The sequence below is a fragment of the Actinomadura sp. NAK00032 genome (genome assembly GCF_013364275.1).
Lineage (GTDB): Bacteria > Actinomycetota > Actinomycetes > Streptosporangiales > Streptosporangiaceae > Spirillospora.
This window is the reverse complement of sequence record NZ_CP054932.1, coordinates 597446-620319: the sequence shown is the minus strand read 5'-3', so window position 1 is coordinate 620319 and position 22874 is coordinate 597446. Positions and strand designations below refer to the sequence as shown.

Here is a 22874-nt window from a genome sequence, read left to right as displayed (position 1 = left end):
CCCCTTCCACCGGGCGCGAGATGATCGCGCCGCTCGGTGTTGATCTTCGGTCGGCGGATCCGCCGGCGGAAGGGCCCGCGCCATTGTTCGCCGGGCCGTCACACCAAGTTCGATCTTGGTCGTGGCGGGGAGGCGCGCCGGGCCGATGCGCAAGGAACACCCGGGTAACGCAGTGCCAACAATGGGTCGGGCGCTGGAGGGGTCAAGCGGCCAGGCCGGCCGCGTGGCGCATGGCGGCGCGGGCGCGGGCCGGCGCCGAGGCGTCCTCCAGCAGCTGGATCTCCTGGTTGGCCGCCATGGCCAGGCCGGCGATCACCGTGGCGACCTCCTCGGCGGGGCGGTGCGGGCCGGGCAGTCCGGCCTGGGCGGCGGCGATCTCGGCCGTCAGCGCCCGGCGCTGGGACGCGACGATCTCGCGCAGCCGGTCGCGCAGCGGTCCCGGCCGCCCGTCCAGTTCGGCCGACGCGGCGGTGAGGAAGCAGCCGCCGGGGAACGGGCAGTCGGCCAGGTAGCCGACCCAGCCGTCGATCAGCCGGCCCAGGCGCTCGGGGCCGGGCGGCAGGTCCGCCAGGGGGGCGACGACCGCCGCGCGGAAGACCTCGCCGGCCTGGTCGAGCGCGGCCATCTGCAGGCGGTCGCGGGAGCCGAACGGGCCGACCAGGCCCGCCTTGCTCATGCCGAGCCGCCCCGCGAGCGTGCCGAGGGTCAGCCCCTCCAGCCCCAGCCGAGAGGCGTCCCGCATCGCGGCCCGCACGATCCGGTCGCGGGTCCGGGCCGCTTCGGCCGCCGAGTGACGAGGAGACATGGCCCCACACTAGCGAACGGCCGTACGCTATTTTGGCGTACGACCGTTCGCCAAATGAGGAGCGTCCGACATGACCGATCTGCTCCGGCTCGACGCCATCGCGCTCGCCCTGCTGGGCCACGATGTCGCCCTTGTCCCCGACTCCGCGATGGACGGCCCGACACCCTGCGAGGGGTGGACGGTCGCCGACCTGCTCCGCCACATGAACGAGCGGCACGAGGCCATCGCCCGGACGGCGCTGCCGCCCGTCGAAGCGAGCGCGGACCCTCGCGACGACTTCGCCCGCATCGCCGCCCGCTGCCTCGCCGTGCTGGAGCAGGCCGGTGAGACCGTGAACCTGCCGCAGCGCGGCCCGACACCGACCGAACTGGTGCTCGGCGTCCACACCGTCGACATGCTGGTCCACCGCTGGGATCTGGCGCGCGCGCTGCGGACCACGCCCGTCGTGCCGTCCCGCCTGGCCGAAGCAGCACTGCCGCTGGCCCGCGCCAACACCGCTCCGGGCAGTCCCCTCAACGGGCCCGGCGGCGTCTACAGCCCGCCGCTAGCCGAGGATCCGGACCGTCCCGCGATCGACAACCTCGCCGCCCTCCTGGGCCGCGACCCGGAGTGGACGGCGGCGGGTGGGGTCAGTGGGTGATGGTGGCCGCGCGCAGGTGGCCATCACCGGCGCTGAAGTAGACCACTCCGCCGGACACCAGCGCGGTGGGGTCGCGGTCGTCCGCCAACTGGACCTTCCCCAGGGAGGTGCCGTCACCGGCGTTCAGGAGGTGCAGTTCGCCGGTCTTCGTGGCGACATAGACCGTCCCGGACGAGAGGGTGGGTGAGGAGCTCACCTGGGGAAGCTCACGGCGCCACAACACCGCGCCGGTCTTCGCGTTGAACGCGACCGCCTGCCCCTTGTTTCCCTGGGTATCGGCGTTACCGCTGACGTAGACGACCCCACCGGACACCACGGGGAGCCCCGAATCCGAGAAGTCGCGAAGGCCCGTTGGGGTGTTCCAGAGGGGCGCACCGTTGCCTGGGTCGCGGGCCGAGACGGTGCCGTCCTCACCGATCCCGTACAGGACGCCGCCGATCACGTTCAGCGACTCCGGCCGGCCAGCGAGGTCGTTCGCGAAGGGAGCCTTCCACAGCCGCTTGCCGGTGTCGGCGTTCAGCGCGTGGAGTTGCGGGCCCGGCTCGTCGTAACTGCTCGCGACGTAGTAGACGACGTTCCCGTGGGCGGTCATCTCCCAGACGATCCCGGCTTCGTGGCTCCAGGCCCTCTTGCCGGTGCCGGTGTTCAGCGCGTACACCAGCGACTTCCTGCTATCGGACCGGTGGAAGAGGTACATGTGCCGACCTGACTGCGCTTCGCCGAGCAGCAGCGTGCCGTCGGGGTGCTCCCACAGCCGACGGCCGGAACCGGTGTCCAGGGCGAACACGCGGCTGCTGTCGCTGTCGCGGGAGGAGTCCGCGTAACCGCCGACGTAGACGCGCCTCCCGGCGATGATCATGGAGTTGCCGCCGCCCCAGGCCCGGTCGCGCGTCCAGCGGGCGTCGCCGGTCCGGGCGTCCACGGCGTGGATGACTCCGTCGCCGTCGCCGAAGTACAGCGTCCCGTCCTTGATCTGCGGCGGCCAGGCCGGGTCGCCGGGGTAGGTCCACAGCTGCTTCAGGACGGGCGGGCTGGGCTCGGCGGCGCGGTCGGTGCGGCCTTTCCGGTCGGCGTCCGGCTCTCCGCCGGTGAGGAGCAGCGTGGTGGCGACGGTGACGAGAACGGTCACGGCGGCGAGGCCGGTCAGGGCACGGCCCCGTGTGAGCAACCGCCGGGGAGCAGGCCCTGGAGGCGGGCCCTGGTACGGCGCCGTCACGACGACGGCGGTGGGGGCGGGCGGCGGCGCGGGGACCGTTCGGGTGATCTCGGTCGTCAGCGGTTCGGGCAGCCAGCCGGCTCCGACCGGCGGCCACGCGAGCGATGCCCGGCCCAGTTCCTCGACCAGGGCGGGGACGCTGGGACGACGGCCGGGGTCCTTGTCCAGGCAGCGGGCCACGACGTCCGCCAGGCCGGGCGGGACGCCGGTGAGGTCGGGAGCCCCGTGGACGACCCGGTAGTTCAGCGCGTGGACGGAGCCCCCACCGAACGGTCCGGCCCCGGTCGCCGCGTACGCCAGGACGGCGCCGAGGGCGAAGACGTCGCTCGGCGGGCCGACCGCGCCGCCCCGCAACTGCTCCGGGGACATGAAGCCGGGCGTGCCGACCATCGCCCCGGTCACCGTCAGCCGGGTGCCCTCGGACGCCAGCGCGATCCCGAAGTCGATCAGGCGCGGGCCGTCCGCGCCCAGCAGCACGTTCGACGGCTTGAGGTCGCGGTGCACCACACCGGCGGCGTGCACACTCTCCAGCGCCTCCGCGAGCGCCGCGCCCAGGGACCGGACCGTCCCGTCCGGCAGGGCGCCGTGCGCGTCGATCGCGGCCTTCAGCGACAGGCCGGGCACGTACTCGGTGGCCAGCCAGGGCGGCGTCCCGTCCGGGTCGGCGTCCACCACGGCGGCGGTGAAGGGGCCGCTCACGCGGCGGGCCGCCTCGACCTCCCGGACGAACCGGCGCCGGAACCCGGCGTCCTCCGCCAGCTCGGCCCGCACCACCTTCACCGCGACCGCGCGCCCGCCCGGCGACGACGCCAGGAACACCTGGCCCATCCCGCCGCCGCCGAGCCGCCCGGCGATCCGGTACGGCCCGAGCTGCTCCGGGTCGCCCGCCTCCAGGGGCGCGCACGGCTCCACTCCGCTTTCCTCCCGCATCAGCCAGCGTCCGAGTACACGCGCAGAGCCTCGTCTCCCTCGACGTAGAGCCGGCCCTCGATGAGGCTCAGGCTCCCGCCCACGTGCTCCTTCCACAGGCGGGTGCCGTTGCGGGCGTCGAGTGCGTAGATGTTGCCGGCCCCCTCGTCGCTACCGTCGCTGAACAGCACCGTCCCGTTCTTGACGGACAGCAGATCGGCCTCGTCCACACCCGGCTTGTGCCTCCACAGGGGCTTGCCGGTGGCGGCGTCGAAGGCGCACACGTAGCCGTCGTTCTCGAAGTAGACGACGCCGTCCTCGACGATCGGGGCACCGGCTCCGCCGACGATGGCGGGGTCCCAGGAGGCGCCCTCGAAGCCCTGCTTCCATGCGTACCGGCCCGTCGCGGCGTTCACCGCGTGCAGGGAACCGTCCCGGACGCCGTAGTAGACGGTTCCGTTCACGGCGATGGGGGACGTCTCCATCTGGTCCCCGACCTTCAGGCGCCAGAGGTCCGCGCCGTTCTCCGCGTCGACCGCGCGCAGGGTGCCGTCACTGACCACCGCGAAGACGACTCCTCCGGAGGCGGCCGGCCGTCTCTTCGAGAAGCCGTCATAGGCGTTGCGCCAGATCTCCCGCCCGGTGCGGGCGTCGCGCGCGATCAGCCGGACCTCCGACACATAGGCCCTCTCCCCGACCGTCTCGACCGACGGATGGATGCCGTGGTCCTTCCACTTCCACAGTTCCGCGCCGCTGCCGGCATCTCTGGCATAGGTGTATTCGCCGGCGCCGTAGTACACGATCGATTCGGTGGCGCCGAGGAACAGCGGGCCCGTCGGGACGTCCTCGTCCAGCGGGTGCGCGTACTTCCAGCGCACCCGGCCGTTCTCGGTGTCCAGGGCGTACAGGCCGCCCTTCTGGTCGTCGACGTACGCCGTCCCGCCGATCACCTGCACCAGGTGCATGCCCTCCTCCAAGGGGAAGGTCCACAGCTCCTTGCGCTGCGGTGGCCCGGACGCCTCGGCCTCGCCATCGTCGGACAGCCGGACGGCCAGGACGACCGCCGCGATGACGAGCACGACCGCCGCTGCGGCGGCCGCAGCGGCCAGGATCCGGAGCCGGGCGGGGCCGGGCGCCCGCGTCCGTCCCACCGGAACGGGCGGGACGAAGCCGCCGAGCGGCGCGGACCGGACGCGGAGCACCTCCGCCGCCACCGGAGCGGGCAGCCAGCCCGCCTCCGTGAAGAAGCCGGCGGCCTCCCCGGCCCCCGCCAGGCGGCTCAGCTCGCCGACCAGGTCGGGGACGGTGGGGCGCCGGGCGGGGTCCCTGGCCAGGCAGCGGGCGGCGACGTCCGCCAGCGCGGGCGGCACACCGGTCAGGTCCGGTTCCTCGTGGACGACCCGGTAGTTCAGGGCGTGCGCGTGCCCGGCCCCGAACGGGCCGGTGCCGGTCGCCGCGAACACCAGCACGGCGCCGAGGGCGAAGACGTCGCCGGCGGCGGTGACCTCGTCGGCCACGAGCTGCTCGGGCGCGATGAAGCCGGGCGTGCCGACGACCATGCCCGTCTCGGTGAGCTCGGTGGTCTCGGCGGCCCGCGCGATCCCGAAGTCGATGACGCGCGGGCCGTCCGCCGCCAGCAGCACGTTCGACGGCTTCAGGTCGCGGTGCACCACACCCGCCGCGTGGACGCTCTCCAGCGCCTCCGCCAGCGCGGCGCCCAGCGCGAGCACCGTGCCCTCCGGCCAGGCGCCGTGCGCGGCCACCGCCGCCTCCAGCGAGATCCCGGGCACGTACTCGGTGGCCAGCCACGGCGGCGTCCCCTCGGAGTCGGCGTCGACCACGGCGGCGGTGAAGAAGCCGCTCACCTGGCGGGCCGCCTCGACCTCCCGGACGAACCGGCGCCGGAATCCGGGGTCGTCCGCCAGCTCGACCCGCACGACCTTCACCGCGACCGCGCGCCCGCCCGGCGACAGGGCGAGGAACACCGTGCCCATCCCGCCGCCGCCGAGCCGTCCGGTGACGCGGTACCGGCCGAGCCGCTCCGGGTCGCCCGCCCGTACCGGCGCGACACCGCTCACGCGGCTCCCTCCCCGGCCGCGATGCCGGGATCCGGTACGGCCGTGCCCGGTGTGAGGCGCATGGTCATGGTGGTGAGTCTCCAACGTGGCGGGGCATGGGGCGGTTCGCCTACAAATAGACGCTACTGTTCTACAGAGAGTTCGCCCGTCTTGGGACGCGGTTCGCGGGCCCGCCCCCTTCCGCCGGCCGGCCTTCGGCGCCGCAATGCCGCCCCGGTGCCCGTCAGCGCAGGTCATGCACGCTTCCCGGGCCACCATGTCCGGTCGCCGAGCCAGCTGACCAGAGCGGGCACTTGGAGCGACCGGACGAGGAGGGTGTCGATCAGGACGCCGATCGCGACGGCCAGCCCGACCTCGGCGACCGTCACGTCCGGGATCTGGGTGAGGGCCAGGAACGTGCCCGCCAGGACGAGCCCGGCGGCGGAGATCACGCCGCCGGTCGCGGTCAGGCCCCGGCGCACCGCCTCCGCCGTCGTGGCGCGGCGCCGCTCCTCGCGGACGCGCTCCATCAGGAAGATGTTGTAGTCGACGCCGAGCGCGACGAGGAACACGAAGATGTAGACGAACAGGTCGGCGGCGACGCCCCCGTGGCCCAGCGCGTGCGTGAACAGCAGCGCGGAGACGCCGAGCGCGGCGGCGAACGACAGCACGACGGTCGCGAGCAGCACCAGCGGCGCGACGACCGACCGGAGCAGCAGCCCGAGGATCACGGTGATCGCCAGCAGCACGAGCGGGACGATCCGCGCGGTGTCGCCGAGGGCGGCGTCCCGGTAGTCGGCCTGCACCGCCGGCATCCCGCCGACGAGCGACCCGGGCGCCGCGCCGCCGAGCCGGTCGCGGAGCCGGTCGATGGCGCCGGCGGCACCGTCCCCGTAGGCCGGGACGGCGAGGTCGACGCGCAGCGTGCTCCGGCCGGCGATCGGCGGCGCCTGCTCGGCCTTCGCGACGCCGTCCGTCGCCCCCGCGGCCCGCTCGGCGGCGGCCACCGTCGCGGGCGCGGCTCCGGCGGGCAGCACGACGGTGAGCGGGTCGGACGCGCCGTCCGGGAAATGGTCCGCGAGCACCTGCCGGCCGGTGACCGACTCGCTGTGCGGCGGCACCTTGTCGACGGGGTCGGCGCTGACGTGCAGGCCGGTCAGCCCGAACGCGGCGAAGCCCAGCGCGCCGGTGACGACGACGGCCACGAGCCGGGGGCGGCGCCCGACGAGGCCCGCGACGGCGCCCCACAGCCGGTGCTGCCCCGCGCCATGGTCCCGCCCAGGGGACGGGACGCGCGGCCACAGTACCCACCGTCCGGTGCAGGCGAGCAGCGCGGGCAGCAGGGTCAGCATCGCCGCCAGCGCCACCGCGATCCCGGACGCGGCGACGGGCCCGAGCCCGCGCAGCCCGGCGAGGTCGGCGACCAGCAGGCACAGCATCCCGGCGGTGACGGTCGCGGCGCTCGCGGCGATGGCGGGCGCGGTGCGGCGCAGCGCCTCGGCGAGCGCCTCGTGCCGGTCGGCGTGCCGGGCCAGCTCCTCGCGGTACCGGTCGAGCAGCAGCAGCGCGTAGTCGGTGGCGGCGCCGAACACCAGCACGATGAGGATGGCGGACGACAGGTCGGTGACCGCCAGCCCGGCCCGCGCCAGGCCGTAGGCGCCGCCACGGGCCACCATCACCGCCAGTCCGGCGGCGAACAGCGGGACCAGCCACAAAATGGGGCTGCGGTAGGTCAGCAGCAGGAGGACGGCGACGATCGCCATGCTGGTCAGCAGGAGCGGGCCGTCCACGTCGCCGCCGTCGTTGTCGACGTCGAGCGCGGCCTCTCCGGTCACCAGGGCGCGCAGCCCGGCGGAGTCCGGGTCGGGCATCGCGGTGCGCAGCCGCTCCACGGCCGTGGCGACGGTGTCCTCATCGGCCTGGCGCGGCTGGATGCCGACGCTGAACAGCGCCGCCGCGCCGTCCTGCGACGTCTGCACCGGTCCCGGCGCCCGCACGCCGGGCACACCGAGCGCGGCGGCCTCCTCGCGAGCGTCCGCGATCGCCACGCGGTCGGCGGCGGTCAGCGTCCCGCCGGACGCGCGGTGGAAGACGACGACGGCGGTCTCGGCGCCCGGGTGCGCGGGGTCGGGCTCGCTGAGCCGGGCCACTTCGCTCGACTCGAACCCGGCGGGCAGGTAGGCGGCGGAGTCGTCGCGCTGCACGTCGCCCAGCCGGGACGCGAAGGCCGTCGCCGCGATCGCGAGCGCGATCCAGGCGAGCAGGACGGGCCATTTCGCGGCCTTGATCGTCCGGCCGAGGCGGGTGGCCGGGGGCGGTGCGGGACGGGCGGCGCGGGGCGGGTTCTCCGGTTCGGTCTGCGACATGGCGTCCAGTCCAGCCGCCGCGACCGGGCCGCCGCATCGCCGGAACGAGTGCACCCGGCCGGTGCGGTAGGGCCGGAGAGCCAGCGCCCGGTTCGCTCTTTCGAGTGATGCCGCCGGGGCGAGCCGCTTCCTATGATCAAGGCGATGACCAGCATGGACGCGCCGGGCCTGCGGCAGGCCGGGGCCGAGGCGGCGCTCGCTGCCGCTGCGGTCGCCCCGGCGTTGATCGACCAGGCGACCACCGACACCTCCGCGGCGGCGTGGACGGCGCTGGCCGGCTACGGCACCGTAGCGCTCGGCTGCCTCGCGCTGCGGCGGCACCGGCCGCTGACCGCGTTCGGGGTGCTGCTTGCCGTCCTCGCGGCGGTGCAGGTCGCCACCGCGTCCGCCGAGGTGAAGCTGAGCGGGCTGACCGTCCTGCCGGTGGCGTTCGCGCTGTACGCGGCCGGGGCGTACAGCGCGCCGCGACGGTCGGCGGCGGCGCTGCTGCTCGGCGGCGCGCTCGTCGCCGGGGGCCTGGCCGCCAACCACCTCACCGCGCCCGAGGGCTGGCGCGGCGGCTCCGACGTGCTCGCCTACGTCGCCGCGCTCCCGGTCGCGTGGGCGCTGGGCGTCGCCGCGCGCGGCCACCGGGGCATGCTGCTCGCGGCTGAGCGGCGCGCCGCCGACGCCCGCCGCGAGCAGCACCTCCTTGCCGAACAGGCCGCCGCCGCAGAGCGCGTGCGCATCGCCCGCGACATGCACGATGTCGTCGCGCATTCGCTGACGCTCCTCGTCGTCCACGCCGAGACCGTCCGCGCCCGGTCCGGGGAGCTGCCGCCCTGGGCGCGCGAACGCGTCGACGCGATGGCCGCCGCCGGACGCCAGGCCACCAGCGAGATGCGCGAACTCCTCCAGGTGCTCCGCGACGGGGGCACCGCCGCCGCGCCCCGCGCACCCGCGCCCACCCTCGCCGGGCTGCCCGCTCTCGTGGACGCGGCCCGCACCGCCGGGAACCCGACCAGCCTCACCGTCACCGGCGACATGGCGCAGCTGCCCAGGAACGTCCAGCTCACCGGTTTCCGCGTCGTCCAGGAGGGGCTCACCAATGCCCGCCGCCACGCGCCCGGCGCCGAGGTGGCGGTCCGGGTCGACGCGGGCGGGCACGACATCCGCATCGAGGTCGACAGCGGGGCGCCGGACGGGGAGGTCATACCGGCGCCCGGCGCGGGCATCGGGCTGCCCGGCCTCGAAGAGCGCCTCGCCGCGCTCGGCGGCGCGCTCGACGCGGGCGCCACGCCCGGCGGCGGCTTCCGGGTCGCGGCCACGATCCCGCTGGGAGTCCGCGATGCCGTCCGGTGACCGCCGCATCACGGTCGCGATCGCCGATGACGAGCGCGTCGTCCGCGACGGGCTCCAAGCCATCCTGGAGACCCAGGCGGACATCGCGGTCGTCGGCACCGCCGGGGACGGTGACGCCGCGCTGCGGCTGGCCACCGGCACCGGCCCCGACGTGCTGCTGCTGGACGTGCGGATGCCAGGCCGCGACGGCCTGTGGGTCCTCGACCGGCTCGCCCGGCAGGGCCTGCTCGGCCGCACCCGCGTGCTGATGCTCACCACCTTCGACCTGGACGAGTACATCGACGAGGCGCTCGCGGCCGGCGCCGCCGGGTTCCTGCTCAAGAGCTCCTCCTACGAGGAACTGCTCGCCGCCGTCCGCGCCGCCGCGTCCGGCGACGCCGCGCTCAGCCCCGGCGTCGCGCGCCGCGTCATCGACGGCTACCTCGCCCACCGCCGCGCGGCCCGTCCCGCCCCCGCCGACCTGGCCCGCGTCGAGGCGCTGACGCCGCGCGAGCGGGACGTCCTGGCCCTCATCGGCGACGGCCTCAGCAACGCGGAGATCGCGGAGCGCCTCGTCCTGTCCGAGCACACCGTGAAGTCGCACGTCAGCCGGCTGCTCACCAAGACCGGCTGCCGCAGCCGGGGGCAGGCCGCGGCGCTCGCGCACCGCGTTTGCGTCTCCGGGGACGAAAGGGAGCCGGGCACGTTGTCACCGGAGCCATAGCCGCGCCATCCTCATATAGATACCGTTGTTCATATGAGAGGACAGCGAATCCGGCGCGGCCTCGCCGCGACCGCGGCGGCGGCCTGCGCGGCACTCGCCACGGCGACGCCCGCGACGGCCGGGACCGCCTACCCCGTGGGCGACCTCGGGACGGCGGTCGGCAACTACCTCTTCAGCCCGGGCGCGGTCGCCGGGGCCAACGACTGGTCATGCCGGCCGTCCGGCGAGCACCCCGTCCCGGTGGTGCTGGTGCACGGCACGACGTCCAACCTCGGCTTCTCCGGTGCCCGGCTCGCGCCGATCCTGGCCAACGCCGGGTACTGCGTCTACGCGTTCAACTACGGCGAGACGTCGTCCAGCCTGGGCCGCGTCTACGGGCTCGGCGACATCACCGAGTCGGCGCGCACGATGAGCGCGTTCGTCGACAGAGTGCTCGCCGCCACGGGCACCACCCGTGTCGATGTGATCGGCAACTCCCAGGGCGGGATGATGCCGAACTACTACATCAAGCGCCTGGGCGGCGCGGCCAAGGTGCGCACCATGGTCGGCCTCGCGCCGACCAACCACGGCACCACCATGGGCGGCCTGGTCGACATCGCCCGCTCGCTGAACGTCCTCGGGCTGGTCAACGACGCGTTCCGCTTCATCGGCGCGCCCGCTTACCCGCAGCAGGAAGAGGGGTCGGACTTCCAGACCGCCCTGTTCGCCGACGGTGACACCGTTCCGGGCGTGCGGTACCTGACCATCGCGACGACGCACGACAACACGGTGACCCCGCTGACGAACTCGTTCCTGCACGGCGGCGACTCCACCAACGTGCTGCTCCAGGACCTGTGCCCGGACGATCCGGTCGGCCACTCCGGCCTGTGGTTCGACGGCCCGGTGACGCAGATCGTCCTCAACGCCCTCGGCCCCGACGAGCCCGGCTTCCAGCCCGAGTGCACCGACTACGGCCCCACGATCTAGCCGCGAAGCGAGACTGATAGAGAGTTACGGGAAGCCCCCTCTCCTGGTGAGTTCTCGACCGCTGCTGCTACAAATGTAGTAGCAGCGGCCGGGCCGTCGGCCGCTGCGCGATGACGGCGGAAGAGAGAGGGGCCCATGGTCTTCAAGCGGTTGCTCGGCGCCTTCGGGGTGGGAGGGCCGTCGGTCGAGACCGTTCTCGGCACGGCGCAGGCCCGCCCCGGGGATCACCTGTCCGGCGAGGTCCGGATCCAGGGCGGCGACCACGACGCGCACGTCCACCAGGTGACGGTGAGCCTGGTCACCCAGGCCGAGTACGAGCACGGCGACCACGAGGGCGCCGGAACCCGCGAGTTCTACCGGGGCGCGGTCGCCGGACCGCTCCATGTCGGGGCCGGGCAGTACCAGTCGGTGCCGTTCCGGCTGCCGCTGCCGTGGGAGCTGCCCGTGACCGAGGTCAACGGGCAGCACCTGCACGGCATGGCCATGGGCGTCCGCACCGAGCTGGAGATCGCCGGGGCGGTCGACGCCGGGGACCTGGATCCCATCACGGTGACTCCGCTGCCGTCCCAGCAGCGCGTCCTGTACGCGTTCGGGACGCTCGGCTTCACGTTCAAGAGCGCCGACGTGGAGGAGGGGCACATCGCCGGCCTCCACCATGAGCTGCCGTTCTATCAGGAGATCGAGTTCTACGCGCCGTCCGAGTACGCCGGGCAGATCAACGAGGTGGAGCTGACGTTCGTGGCCGACCCGTACGGGCTGGCGGTGGTCCTGGAGGCCGACCGGCGCGGCACCGCGTTCACCGAGGGCGACGACGTCTTCGGCCGCTACCACGTCTCCCACGAGGACGCCCTGCACATGTCCTGGGAGCACGAGCTGGAGAACTGGCTGCGGGCCGTCGCCGGGCACGGGCACGCCGGCCACGGTTTCCCGCACGCCTCGCACCACCACGGCGAGCAGCACGGTCACGGTCCCGGCTGGGGAGGCGTCGCCGCGGGCGCGGCGGGCGGCCTGGCGGCCGGGCTCGTGGCGGGCGCCGTCGTCAACGAGATGCTGGACGACGACGAGGACGAGCAGGACGAGCCGTCGGTCGGCGACGCCTTCGCCCAGGTGAGCGAGCAGGCCGTGCAGGAGGCGGTGTTCGAGCAGGCCGTCCAGAACGCCTACGAGGACGCGTATGAGGACGCCTACGAGGAGGCTTACGAAGAGGCCTACGAGGACGCCGCCGAAGACTTCGAGGGCGAGGACTGACCCGCGGAACCTGCTACTACACTTGTAGCAGCAGGGTGAGACGAACAGCGAGTGGAGGAGGATCCGATGGCCTTCTGGGACAAGCTGCGGGAGTCGACCCAGACCATGCAGACGCAGCTGCTCAGTAAGAAGAACGAACTGAAGAGCGGAGCGTTCCGGGACGCGAGCATGGCGATGTGCGCGCTCGTCGCGGCGGCCGACGGCAGCGTCGACCCGTCCGAGCGGCAGCGCACCGCGTCCCTGATCGCCTCCAACGAGGTGCTGCAGAACTTCCCGGCGGACGACCTGCAGCGCCGCTTCAACGACTACGTGTCCAAGCTGACGGCCGACTTCGACTTCGGGAAGGTCTCGGTCCTGCAGGACATCGGCAAGACCAAGAAGAAGCCCGCCGAGGCGCGCGCCGTCATCCAGATCGGCATCATCATCGGCGGCGCGGACGGCCACTTCGACGACCAGGAGAAGTCCATCGTCCGCGAGGCGTGCTTCGCCGTCGGCCTGGATCCCGCCGAGTTCGAGCTCTGAGCCGGCCGGGGCCCGCCGTCAGCCGAGCCGGCCGGGCCCCTGAGCCCGCCGGGCCCGCCGTCACCGGAACGCGAGCAGCGACAGCAGCGCGGACGCGATCACGTGGTCGAGCTGGAGGGTCGCGGCGGTCAGCGAGCCGGTGACGACCCCGTTGCCGAGGAGCAGCAGCGGGCCGGTGACCGCGTTCTTGGCCGGGGGCGTGCCCATCAGCGCCTCGACGCGCTGCACGACCCCCGAGTCGGCGAACGCGGTGACCGGTCCGGCGGCGCGGGGCTGGGCGAGCGCGACCTTCGCGAGCGTCCGGGCGACCAGGGCGCGGTCGCCGGCCGCCTCGGCGGCGTCCTCGTCCGCCCACCGCTCCACCGCGAGCCGCAGCGCGCCGTCCAGCACCCGGACCGGCGGCAGCACCGCCGCGGCGAGCGCGCCGGCCGCCAGGTAGCGGTGGTGGCGGTGCCTGAGATGCGACGTCTCGTGCTCCAGGACGACGTGCAGCTCCGCGGCGGTCAGGTCGCGCAGCAGGCCCCGCGACAGCAGCACCCCGCCGTGGCGGCCCGGGACCGCGACGGCGATCGGGGTGTCGGTCTCCAGCGGCGCGCCCGTGTCGCGCCGCGCGTCGCGCAGCTCCCGCGTCCAGCCCGCGACCGTCCGGCCCGCCACCGCGAACCCGGCGGCGGTCAGCACGGCCGCCGGGATCCCGACCGCGTGCGGGACGGGGCTGTCGTCGCCGAACAGCGCCCATTCGGGGACGTGCGCCGCGGCGGCCGGGGCCAGCGTCGCCGCGTAGTTGATCGCCACGAAGACGCCGGTACCGAGCGCCGCCACGACGGTCATCGCCCCGGTCGTCGCCAGCAGCCGCGCCGACCAGGACGGATGCAGCCGTAACGGGGCGGCGAGCCCGAGCGCGAGGCTCAGCGTGACCATGATGGCCAGCGGCAGGAAGGTGAACCAGTTCACCTGCCGCCGTCCGGACCGTCGAGGACCTCGCGCAGCTTCCGCGCCTCCTCGGCGCTGAGCGAGCGCGCGAACCGGCTGAGCACGGTGCCCGGGTCGCTGGCGTGCCGCAGGTGGTCGTGCATGCGCCCGGCGACCAGCTCGGACTCGTCCACCGCGAGCCGGTACCGGTAGTGCCGCCCCGCGCGGGTGCGCGAGACGAGCCGCTTCTCGTGGAGCCGGTGCAGGATCGTGTTCACCGTCGTGTACGCCGGCTCGCCGTCGAGGCGCGCCACCAGCTCGGCGGTGCTGGCCGAGCCGCCGAGCCCGGCCAGCGCGGCGAGCACCTCCGCCTCCAGCTGCCCGAGCGGCCTGCGCGTCATCTCCGTCAGCCCCCCTTCCGCAGCACGTCCGGCTCCAGGTAGATGAGCCGGGCGATGGGCACGGCCGCGCGGATGCGGGCCTCGGCGTCGTTGATGGCGTCGGCGACCTCGCGGGCGTCGTCCTGGAGGTCCACGGCGATCTTGGCGGCGACGAGCAGCTCCTCCGGCCCGAGATGCATGGTGCGCATGTGGATCAGCTGCGGGACGTCGGGGCTCGCCACGATCGCCCGGCGGATCTCCCGGACCTGCTCGGCGGTCGCGGACTCGCCGATGAGCAGGCTCTTCACCTCGGTGCCCAGCACGATCGCGATGGCCGCGAGCAGCACGCCGATCGCCGCGGTGCCGATGCCGTCCCAGACGCCGTCGCCGGTGGCGAGGGTCAGGCTGACGCCCGCGAGCGCGAAGACCAGGCCGGCCAGCGCGCCGGTGTCCTCCAGCAGGATCACCGGCAGCTCCGGCGACTTCGACCGCCGGACGAACTGCACCCAGTTCGCCCGCCCCCGGCTGCGGTTGGACTCCTTGACCGCCGTGCGCAGCGCCGTCCCCTCCAGGACGATCGCGATCAGCAGCACCACGATCGGCACCCACTGCCATTCCTCGATCGGGTGCGGGTCGGAGATCTTGTGCCACGCCTCGTAGAGCGCGAACAGGCCGCCCAGGCTGAACAGCACGATCGCGACCAGGAACGCGTAGATGTAGCGCTCGCGCCCGTACCCGAACGGGTGCTCCTCGGTCGCGCGGCGCTCCGCCCGCTTGCCGCCGATCAGCAGCAGCGCCTGGTTGCTGGAGTCGGCCACCGAGTGGATGCCCTCGGCCAGCATCGAGGACGACCCCGTCAGCGCGAACGCCACGAACTTCGTCACCGCGATCCCCAGGTTCGCGCCCAGCGCGGTGACGACCGCCTTCGTACTTCCCTCGGCGCTCACGTGCTTGCCTCGGCGCTCACGAGCTCCCCTGTTCCCTCCGGCCGGCTTCCCCTGATGGACGTCCGGTCAAGCGTAGGCAGTGATGGCCGGGAGCACGTCCAACAGGGCCCGGTCCCGGCGCGCGTCATAAAACTACATGTGTAGCAGCCCGTGTCGCCCTCACCTTGACCCTGGAGCCCCCAGGCGCCTAGATTGAAACGAAACGATATTCCGATTGGCGGAACAACAGCCGTGATCAGTGAGCTGCGGGCGGCGACGGTCGCCGTCTCCGACCTGGAGCGTTCGCGCGCCTTCTACGCGGAGACGTTCGGGTACGTCGTCCACGGCGAGGAGGCCGTGCTCTGCGGTCCCGAGGCCGAGCGGGCGTGGCAGATGCCGCGCGGGCTGACCGGACGGACGGTCGTGCTCGGCCCCGAGGGCGCCACGACGGGGCTGGTGCGGCTCGTGTCCTTCGACGTGCCCGGCGAGCGCATCTGGGGCGACTACTCCCGCGCCCAGGACCACGGCCACTACGCGCTCAACATCAGGGTGAACGACCTCGGGCAGGCCCTGGAGCGGCTGGCGCGGACGGGCGGGGGCGTCCGCTCGAAGCCCACGCACTGGACGGTCACCCCTGAACTGTCCGCATGGGACTCGCTCTCCTTCGACCCGGACGGCGTCGTCCTCGACGTGTTCCAGCTCGAACCGGCCCCGGGCAGCGCGTTCGCCGAATACGACGGCCGGTCCAGCGAGTTGCAGACGGTCGCCGTGCACGTCGCCGACGCCGCCGCGTCCGCCGCCTTCTACGAGGCGCTGGGCTTCGTGAAGCTGTACGACAAGGTCGTCGAGGGGATGGAGTCGTTCTTCCGGTTCCCCGAGGGCACCGGGCTGCACAACATCAACATGTACGTGCCCGGCGACACGATGAACGGGCGCGTAGAGATCGCGCAGTACGTCGGGCTCGCCGGCCGGACGCAGCGGGAGCGCGCAGTCCCGCCGAACCTCGGGATCCTGTCGGTCTCGCTGGAGACCGACGACCTGGCCGCCACCGCCGCCCTCCTCGCCGCGCAGTCGGCCGAGCCGGTGTGCGCGCCGGTCGAACTCGACCTCCCACCCCACGGGCCCGCGCTGGTGCAGCCGTTCTTCGGCCCGGACGGCGAGGTCCTGGAGTTCTACCAGCGCCGTTGACCCCCGGCCCGCCTCAGCGGTTCGGCTGCCACAGTTCGACGCCGACCCCGTTCGGGCTGTCGACCACGGCCAGCCGAGCGTCCCCGTGCAGGGGCGTGGTGGCGGCGAAGGGGCGGCACTGGACGCGTCCTCCCGCGCTCTCGGCGGCGGCCACGGCGGCGTCGAGGTCGCGGGTGACCGCGGACCAGCCGGTGTGGCCGAGCCCGCGTCCGGGACGCTGCACCGCGCGCCGGTCGACGCCGCCGGGGTTGTCGGGCACCTGAAGCAGCTCGACGCGCGCGGTGCCGCCGCCCGCGCCGGCGACGAAGGCCATCCGCGCCCGCGTGCCGGACGGGAGGTCGGCCATCTTCTCGAATCCCGGCGAGCCGAAGTGGACGTCGTATCCGGCCGCCATGCCGAGCGCCGCCCAGAAGCCGAGTTCGGCCTCGAAGTCGGGGGCATGGCACACGACCGACGAGACCTCCGTGTAGGGCCGCTCCGGGTCGGCGTCCCAGGCTGCGGTGGCGCGCGCGCTGGCCGGCTGGACGAAGACGAGGTCGGTCCCGTCCGGCCCGAAGCAGAAGCCCTCCGTGACCGACACCGTGATGTCGCCCACCGGCACCTCGAACGTGGACGGCGTGCCGCACGGGTACCCGGCCTCGGTCAACTGGGCGTGGGTCGCGTGCAGGTCCTTGGTGTAGATGTCGATGGCGGCCAGGCCGATGTCCAGGGTGTGGGGGTGCTCGGCGGGCGCCACCGGGTCGTCGACCTTCACCAGGTGGATGCGGCCCGTGGACGCCCCGGCGGCGGTCAGCATCATGGCCTCGACGTCGCGGCGGCCCGCCTCGGCACCCCAGAGGCGGGCCGCGTCCGCCGCCTTGACGACGCCTTCGGCCGCCACCTCGAAGCCCAGTTCCCCGCAGAGCAGGTCCAGGTGGGGGCGGAACTCGGTGACGCCGATCAGCGCGGCGGTGATGCCGGTGACGAGGGGGGCGGGGTCGGTGCTCACGTGGCCTCTTCTCTCGTCGGCGGACGTTCGGTGCCTTCCGGGTCGGCGGCCTCCCGGGCCTGCGCGGCGAGGCGCGTGCCCAGCATGCGGCCGAGCGTCAGCGCGGGGCCCACGCTCATGCCGCCGACGTAGTTGTCCCCGGCGAACACGTCGTTGCCGAGCACCTCGCCCACCGCGTACAGGCCGGGGATGGTGCCGCCCTCGCGGTTGCGCACGGCGAGGTCGGTGCCGACCCGGAGGCCGTCCCGGCTGAGGATCGAGGCGCCGACGGACGTCATCCCGTAGAACGGCGGCGTCTGGATGGGCATCGGGAGCGTCGTCCTGCCGTGCTCGGCGTCGTGCCCGGCGGCGACGGCGGAGTTGTAGCGCTCGACGGTGGCGGTGAGGCCGGCGGCGTCCACGCCGAGCCGGGCGGCGAGTTCCGCCAGGGTGGGCGCCGCGACGATCCACCGGCCGCGCCGCAGCTCGGCGGCCATCCGCTCGCGGGTCCAGTCGCCCGCCCCGTTCCTGAGGAGCGGGTCCGCGACGCGGGCGACGGCGTCGTCCCAGACGATGTGCATCGCGAGCCCGGCCTGCCCGGTCAGGGCGCGCTCGCGCAGTTCGGGGCTCGTCACGTCCTCCGCGACGAACCGCTGCCCGGCGCGGTTCACCCAGATCTCGTGGGGCGTCCGGTAGGCGGGCGCCACCTCGACGAACGCCTCGCGGTAGTCGACCGCGAAGCCGGGGCGGGCGGGGTCGGGGATCAGCCCCATGACCGGCAGGAACGTCCCATTGCCGGTGACATCGGCGCCCAGCTCGGCGGCCAGGGCCAGGCCGTCGCCGGTGGCGTGGTCGAGGCAGCCGATCAGCGCGTCCTCGCAGCCGGGCGGCAGGAACCGGTTGCGCAGCTCGCGGTTCGCGTCGTAGCCGCCGGTGGCCAGCACGACCGCGCCGCCGTGCGCGCTGAAGTCGCCCTCGCCCTCGCGGGACGCGGTGACGCCGACCACGCGCCCGTCCTCGACGAGCGCGCCGGTCACCCGGGCGCCGGTGACCAGCCGGACCGCGCCGTCCCGCACCCATCGGCGCAGCTCCCGCTCCAGGACGCGCAGCATCGACCGCCCCTGCTCGACGCCCCAGTAGGTGCGGGGCGCGGCGTAGACCTCGTGGCCGTGCACCAGGGCGGGGGTGTCGGGGTGGAAGTCGAAGCCGAGCCCCTCCAGCCAGTCGACCGTGCCGCCCTGCCTGCTCACGGTCTCCCAGGACAGTTCGGGGTCGGCCTTGCCGTGGGAGAGGCGCATCACGTCCTGCCAGTGCGCGCGCGGGTCGTCCTCGATGCCGCGCGCGGCCTGCCGCCGGGTGCCCGCGCCGCTGATCTCGCCGTTGGCGATGTGCAGCATGCCGCCGAGGACCGGCCGCTTCTCGATCACGAGCACGCTCGCGCCGCCCGCGGCGGCCTCGATGGCCGCGCACAGCCCGGCACCGCCGCCGCCGACCACGACGACGCCGAACCGCCCCAGCCGCTCCACCGCCCCGCCTCCTGTTTCAGTACACGGAATGCCGTTTCAGAAACTAGGAGGACGGTCGAGGCCTTGTCAACGCTCGCAGTTCCTAAGATCAGCCGTTATGGGGACAGGGGACGGCGATCGGAACGAATCGCCCGAGGCGGCGCTGGCGACGGCCCGGCGGTATCTGCGCACGCCCGGAGCGGAGCCGTGGCCGCAGTGGAGGACGGCCGATCTGCCGGTGCCGGTCCAGATCGCCTGGCTGCGGGCCGAGATCGCCCGCGATCCCCGGACCGTGGCCGGCGAACCCGTCGGCGAGCTGCTCTACCAGGCCGTGCACGGCCTGGACGCCGCCGCCGCCCGCGATCCGGAGCGGCTGGCCGGGGAACTGGCCGGGCAGGACGATCCGGTGCTGCGCACGGAGGCACTGCGCTTGACGCGCGAGGCCGTGCGGGCGGGCCTGCTCGCACCGGTCCGCGCCCGCTCGCTCCTGCTCGGACTCCTTGACGGGGAAAGCCGCCGCGCCGGCGCAGGCGGGAACGCGTCCGGTCTCGCGGCGGCCCTGCTGCGCGAACTCGCCGAGCCGTGGGCGGCGCTCGTCCCGGTGCCCGGTGAGCTGTTCGACCGGTTCCTTACCGACCCCTCGGCCGCCGACGCGGCGATCGAGGCCGCCGCGCGGCACGGCCACCGGGACGTGCTGCGCGCGGCGGCCGCCGACCCGGACGGCCCGCCCCGCACCCGGCGCCGGGCGCTGGAGCTGCTCGGCGGGCTCGCGACGCGCGAGGACATCGGCGACCTCGTGCGCCTGGCCGGTACCGATCCGCTGCTGCTCGCCGCACCGTGCGTCCGCTGCCTGAGGGAGATGCACCAGCGCGGGCACTTCCCGGTCGACGAGCACGTGCCCGCGATCGTGGCCCTGGCCCTCGCCGACCACTCGGTCGACGCCGACGATGTCGCCACCGTGCTGTACACGTCCCGGAACGCGCTGCTTCGCGAGGCGGCCGGCGGCGAGGCGGACGAGCCGACCTGGCCACGGCGACTGGAGCTGCTGGTCGCCCTGGCCGCGCAGGGGACGGGGACCCTGCCCATCGGCGAGACCGTCACCCGGCTGCTGTCCTCCGCGCCGGACCCCGTCCCCTTCCTGGAGGCCGTCCGGGCCCTGGAGCACACCGCCGCCGAGGAGGCCGTCCTGGCGGTGCTGCCCAGCGCACCGGCGGCGGCCTTGGACGCCCTGGAGGCCGTGGGCGGCGACCGAACCGCCGATGCGCTGCGCGAGCACCTGACGGGCGACATCCCGTCCCACCTGCTTCCCGTCCGGCGGCGCGCCCTCGAAATCCTGTGGCACCTCACCGCGGATCCCGAGGGGCGGCGCTCGCTGCTGGACAGGCTCGACCCGCGCGACCTGCCCGCGCGGATCGCATCCGACCTGGGCACCCCCGACGCGCGGGAGCTGGCGCTGCTGCGCTCGGGCCTCGATCCGGAACGTCCGGTGGACGCGCTGTGCACGCTGGCCCGCAACGGCGACGCCGCCACGATCCCGGCCATCGCCGACCTGCTCATGAGGGTCGTGTCCGACGTCCAGGACGCCGAGCCGCCGCAGGTCCCGGCGGAGGCCGTCGCGGCCCTCCGGGAGCTGGGCGGGCGGCTGTACCGGCGCGGCAAGATCAGGCCCCGCTGCCTGCTCGGCGCGGTGGACGCGGACGAGGCCGGCGACGCGCTGGCCGCCGTGATCGCGCTGGACCTCCTGGACGGGGCCGACCCGTCGCCGACCGAGCGGGCCGTCCTGCTCCGCATGCTCCTGGAGATCCCGTACCGGGGCACCCGCGCGCGGATCCACCCGCTCCTGCGCGACCGCGACCCCCATGTGCGCAAGCACGCCATCGCCCTGCTCGCCCGCGACACCGACGGACGCGACGCGCGGGCGCTGTCGGCCGGCCTGATCCCCCTGACCACTGCGGCGGACGTGCAGACCGTGCGCCAAGCGCTGCTGGCGCTCGGCCATGCCGGGGCGGACGGCGCGGCGGAGGCGATCGCGGCGTGCCTCGACCACCCGAACATGAACGTCAAGAAGACCGCCGCCGCAGCACTGGCGCACGCGGGCACGCCCGCTACGGCGCCGAAGCCGCTGGACTGGCTCGGCCGGCACGACAACCCCGGCCTGCGCGCGGAGCTGATCGCGGCGCTGCAAGCGGTGCTCGGCGACGGGTACGCCGCCACCGTGATCGCGGCGGCCGACCGCGCCGAGGACGCGCGGACGCGCCGGCTGCTGGTCGACGCCCTCGCCAGTGCGCTCCCCGAACGCGCGGTCCGCGCGCTGGCCGCCCAGGGGTCACCGGCCGGAACGGCCCTGCTCGCCCGCCTCGCCGGCCCCGAGCCGTCCCGCAGCCCGGTGGACGAGCTGGCCGAGCACGGCTGGGCCCCGGACGTCGCGCGCCAGGCCGTGGACCTGCACGAGAAGGATCCGGACGCGCCCGATTTCCGGCGCGCGACCAAGCTGCGTCCGATGCTGGCGCATTGGCTGGACCTGGCCGCCGCGACCCGGCGGGACGCGGTCCTGCGGCTGACGATGCGGCTGTGCCCGCCGCCCTGGAGCCCCGGCGAGCTGGAGACGTTCGCACGCTCCGCCGGGACGCTCGCCGCGGGCATCGCCGGGATCGGGGCGGCCCACCGTCCGCGGCTCCTCGCGGTGATCGGCGAGGCCGCCGCCCACCTGCCCGGCGGCCGGGCGCCCGAGGTCGCCGAGCGGATCCGCGCACTGCCGGTGCTGGGCCCGGCGGAGCTGGCGCTGCTGCGCCGCTGCGGCGGGATACCGGCCCGCCGCGACCTCGAACGGGCCCTGGCGGCGGCGCCGACCGGCGAGGAGGCCGTGCTGCGGGAGGCGTTCGGGCTCGGCCCGCGCCCCGAGGGCGGGCACCGGCTCGACTCGCGCGCACGGCTCGACGAGCTGATCGCCGCGTACCCCACCGCCGCCGCCGAGGCGCGCGGCGGGCTGCTGGACCGGATGCTCGACCTGCAACCCCTCGGCGCCCCGCCGTGGACCCTCGCCGAGCAGGCGCAGCGCACCGAGCGTGACGTCCGCACCCCCCGTTCCGGCGATCTGGACCAGCCGCGTTCGGCCGCGCAGCGCGAGCGCCTGCTGGCGATGCTGGACGATCCCGCACGGTCGGCGGCCGCCGCGCGGACCCTGCTCGGCTGGCCCGAACCCGAGATCCGCCTCGCCGTCCTCCGCGCCCTTCTGGACGGCAAGGCGGACATCCCGGTCACCGACCGGCTCGCCCTGACCTTGCTCTCGCTGGAGGAGGCGGAGCTGGACACCGCGCGCGACGACGTCCGGGAACGCGTCGCACGCGTCGCGGCGCACCTGGACCCCGCGTCCCGAGCGCCCCTCCTGCCGAGGCTCGTGACGTGGTGGCTCGACGGCGCGCCCGCCACCCGCGCCGCAGCCGAGCGTGCCCTTCGCGGCGCCCATCCCGACCGGCTGGCCGAAGCGCTGACCGCCCACCTCGACGCCGGTGCCTGGGGCGTCCTCGACCTGCTCGCGGGCGCCCGGCTGCGGAGCACCCCCGCCCTGGCCAGGGCATGGCGGCGGCTGCACGCCGAGGGACACCGAGACCCGGTCGAGCGGATCACGCTGGTGGACGGCCCCCTCCGCGAACCGCACGCGGCGGCCGACGACGCCGCCGCGCTGGCCGCGCTCCGCGAACGCACGCGCGAACCGTCGGGCCGCCGGGAGCCTTCCGCACGCGGCGACCTCCTCCGCGCCGCCCGCACCGGCACGCCCGGTCAGATCCGCCGCGCCCTCGACCTGCTCGCCGAGGACCACGACCGCACCGGCGGGGCGGAGAGCCGCGAACTGCGGGAACTCCTGATCGAGCTGATCGGCCACCCGTCACCGGCGGTCCGCACCCGCGCCCACCGGCTCTCCCGCCGGGTCCTGGACCGGCCCGCCTACCTGGAGCAGACCGAGCGGCTCCTGGGCGACCGACGGTCCGACGTCGTCGTGTCCGCCGTCAAGACGCTCTCCCACGCGGGCTGGGAACCGGGCATCAAGGCCCTGGTCGGCCTCCTCACCGACGCGCGCCCGACGGTGCGCGGGGCCGCCGCCGACGGCCTCGTGCTGATCGGCGCGCCGGCCGTCCCCCATCTCAGGAACGCCACCGGCCGCGCCCGCCCCGACCGCAGGCCCGCCTACACCGCCGTCCTCGACCGGATCACCGCGCGGTGAT

The 22874-nt window shown here is 74.7% G+C and carries 17 protein-coding genes; 8 read left to right on the top strand and 9 right to left on the bottom strand.

All coding sequences use genetic code 11. The annotated features are described in order from the left end of the window. Nucleotides 1–202 precede the first annotated feature (202 nt). On the bottom strand, nt 203–805 hold the full coding sequence (locus HUT06_RS03065) for a TetR/AcrR family transcriptional regulator (protein WP_176194307.1): 603 nt from the start codon (nt 803–805) through the stop codon (nt 203–205). A gap of 70 nt (nt 806–875) precedes the next feature. Here HUT06_RS03065 and HUT06_RS03060 point away from each other — a divergent pair, with 70 nt between their 5' ends. After that, a complete protein-coding gene (locus HUT06_RS03060) occupies nt 876–1445 on the top strand; it encodes a TIGR03086 family metal-binding protein (RefSeq protein WP_176194306.1) in 570 nt (189 codons plus the stop codon). On the opposite strand, the gene HUT06_RS03055 is transcribed toward HUT06_RS03060, so the two are convergent. The 3 genes from HUT06_RS03055 to HUT06_RS03045 all read right to left on the bottom strand — a co-directional run bounded on the left by HUT06_RS03055 (nt 1435) and on the right by HUT06_RS03045 (nt 7993). Further along, the gene (locus tag HUT06_RS03055) at nt 1435–3573 is read right to left on the bottom strand and encodes a PQQ-binding-like beta-propeller repeat protein (RefSeq protein ID WP_217711167.1); all 2139 of its coding nucleotides are present in this window, start codon (nt 3571–3573) and stop codon (nt 1435–1437) included. The genes HUT06_RS03060 and HUT06_RS03055 overlap by 11 nt on opposite strands. Nucleotides 3574–3590: 17 nt before the next feature. Beyond that, a complete protein-coding gene (locus HUT06_RS03050; RefSeq protein ID WP_217711166.1) occupies nt 3591–5648 on the bottom strand; it encodes a PQQ-binding-like beta-propeller repeat protein in 2058 nt (685 codons plus the stop codon). Between the two features lie 233 nt (nt 5649–5881). Next, nucleotides 5882–7993: an MMPL family transporter gene (locus HUT06_RS03045; protein ID WP_176194303.1), complete on the bottom strand. Its 2112-nt coding sequence runs from the start codon at nt 7991–7993 to the stop codon at nt 5882–5884. Nucleotides 7994–8137: 144 nt separating this feature from the next. Here HUT06_RS03045 and HUT06_RS03040 point away from each other — a divergent pair, with 144 nt between their 5' ends. The 5 genes from HUT06_RS03040 (at nt 8138) to HUT06_RS03020 (ending at nt 12773) form a co-directional block, all read left to right on the top strand. Beyond that, nucleotides 8138–9334, top strand: a complete 1197-nt coding sequence (locus HUT06_RS03040; RefSeq protein WP_217711165.1) for a sensor histidine kinase — start codon at nt 8138–8140, stop codon at nt 9332–9334. Next, the gene (locus tag HUT06_RS03035) at nt 9321–10037 is read left to right on the top strand and encodes a response regulator transcription factor (protein ID WP_176194302.1); all 717 of its coding nucleotides are present in this window, start codon (nt 9321–9323) and stop codon (nt 10035–10037) included. The genes HUT06_RS03040 and HUT06_RS03035 overlap by 14 nt, the downstream gene beginning before the upstream one ends. Nucleotides 10038–10070: 33 nt before the next feature. Continuing rightward, nucleotides 10071–11003, top strand: coding sequence for a triacylglycerol lipase (locus HUT06_RS03030; protein ID WP_176194301.1), 933 nt, complete (start codon nt 10071–10073; stop codon nt 11001–11003). Nucleotides 11004–11138: 135 nt separating this feature from the next. Further along, nucleotides 11139–12251, top strand: a complete 1113-nt coding sequence (locus HUT06_RS03025) for a sporulation protein (protein ID WP_176194300.1) — start codon at nt 11139–11141, stop codon at nt 12249–12251. A 66-nt stretch (nt 12252–12317) separates the two neighbouring features. After that, complete coding sequence (locus HUT06_RS03020) at nt 12318–12773, top strand: tellurite resistance TerB family protein (RefSeq protein ID WP_176194299.1); 456 nt, start codon at nt 12318–12320, stop codon at nt 12771–12773. Nucleotides 12774–12833: 60 nt separating this feature from the next. On the opposite strand, the gene HUT06_RS03015 is transcribed toward HUT06_RS03020, so the two are convergent. From HUT06_RS03015 to HUT06_RS03005, 3 genes are read right to left on the bottom strand one after another with little or no spacing between them, the layout of a single operon-like run. Further along, the gene (locus tag HUT06_RS03015) at nt 12834–13727 is read right to left on the bottom strand and encodes a M48 family metalloprotease (protein ID WP_176194298.1); all 894 of its coding nucleotides are present in this window, start codon (nt 13725–13727) and stop codon (nt 12834–12836) included. Beyond that, a complete protein-coding gene (locus HUT06_RS03010) occupies nt 13724–14086 on the bottom strand; it encodes a BlaI/MecI/CopY family transcriptional regulator (protein WP_176194297.1) in 363 nt (120 codons plus the stop codon). The genes HUT06_RS03015 and HUT06_RS03010 overlap by 4 nt, the downstream gene beginning before the upstream one ends. A gap of 5 nt (nt 14087–14091) precedes the next feature. Then, nucleotides 14092–15012, bottom strand: a complete 921-nt coding sequence (locus HUT06_RS03005) for a cation diffusion facilitator family transporter (protein WP_176194296.1) — start codon at nt 15010–15012, stop codon at nt 14092–14094. A 231-nt stretch (nt 15013–15243) separates the two neighbouring features. Between HUT06_RS03005 and HUT06_RS03000 the strand changes: the two genes are divergently transcribed. Further along, complete coding sequence (locus HUT06_RS03000; RefSeq protein ID WP_176194295.1) at nt 15244–16179, top strand: VOC family protein; 936 nt, start codon at nt 15244–15246, stop codon at nt 16177–16179. Nucleotides 16180–16192: 13 nt separating this feature from the next. Here HUT06_RS03000 and HUT06_RS02995 read toward each other — a convergent pair whose 3' ends face one another. Next, nucleotides 16193–17167: a VOC family protein gene (locus HUT06_RS02995; RefSeq protein WP_176194294.1), complete on the bottom strand. Its 975-nt coding sequence runs from the start codon at nt 17165–17167 to the stop codon at nt 16193–16195. After that, nucleotides 17164–18672 (bottom strand): FAD-binding protein, encoded by a 1509-nt coding sequence (locus HUT06_RS02990; RefSeq protein WP_176194293.1) that lies wholly within the window; start codon nt 18670–18672, stop codon nt 17164–17166. The genes HUT06_RS02995 and HUT06_RS02990 overlap by 4 nt, the downstream gene beginning before the upstream one ends. 97 nt (nt 18673–18769) lie before the next feature. Here HUT06_RS02990 and HUT06_RS02985 point away from each other — a divergent pair, with 97 nt between their 5' ends. Next, on the top strand, nt 18770–22873 hold the full coding sequence (locus tag HUT06_RS02985) for a HEAT repeat domain-containing protein (RefSeq protein WP_176194292.1): 4104 nt from the start codon (nt 18770–18772) through the stop codon (nt 22871–22873). Nucleotide 22874 lies beyond the last annotated feature (1 nt).

Bases quoted from the DNA above. Each gene is read 5' to 3' on its own strand.
- HUT06_RS03065 (WP_176194307.1), bottom strand. From the start codon at position 805: ATGTCTCCTCGTCACTCGGCGGCCGAAGCGGCCCGGACCCGCGACCGG.
- HUT06_RS03060 (WP_176194306.1), top strand. From the start codon at position 876: ATGACCGATCTGCTCCGGCTCGACGCCATCGCGCTCGCCCTGCTGGGC.
- HUT06_RS03045 (WP_176194303.1), bottom strand. From the start codon at position 7,993: ATGTCGCAGACCGAACCGGAGAACCCGCCCCGCGCCGCCCGTCCCGCA.
- HUT06_RS03040 (WP_217711165.1), top strand. From the start codon at position 8,138: ATGACCAGCATGGACGCGCCGGGCCTGCGGCAGGCCGGGGCCGAGGCG.
- HUT06_RS03035 (WP_176194302.1), top strand. From the start codon at position 9,321: ATGCCGTCCGGTGACCGCCGCATCACGGTCGCGATCGCCGATGACGAG.
- HUT06_RS03030 (WP_176194301.1), top strand. From the start codon at position 10,071: ATGAGAGGACAGCGAATCCGGCGCGGCCTCGCCGCGACCGCGGCGGCG.
- HUT06_RS03025 (WP_176194300.1), top strand. From the start codon at position 11,139: ATGGTCTTCAAGCGGTTGCTCGGCGCCTTCGGGGTGGGAGGGCCGTCG.
- HUT06_RS03020 (WP_176194299.1), top strand. From the start codon at position 12,318: ATGGCCTTCTGGGACAAGCTGCGGGAGTCGACCCAGACCATGCAGACG.
- HUT06_RS03010 (WP_176194297.1), bottom strand. From the start codon at position 14,086: ATGACGCGCAGGCCGCTCGGGCAGCTGGAGGCGGAGGTGCTCGCCGCG.
- HUT06_RS02985 (WP_176194292.1), top strand. From the start codon at position 18,770: ATGGGGACAGGGGACGGCGATCGGAACGAATCGCCCGAGGCGGCGCTG.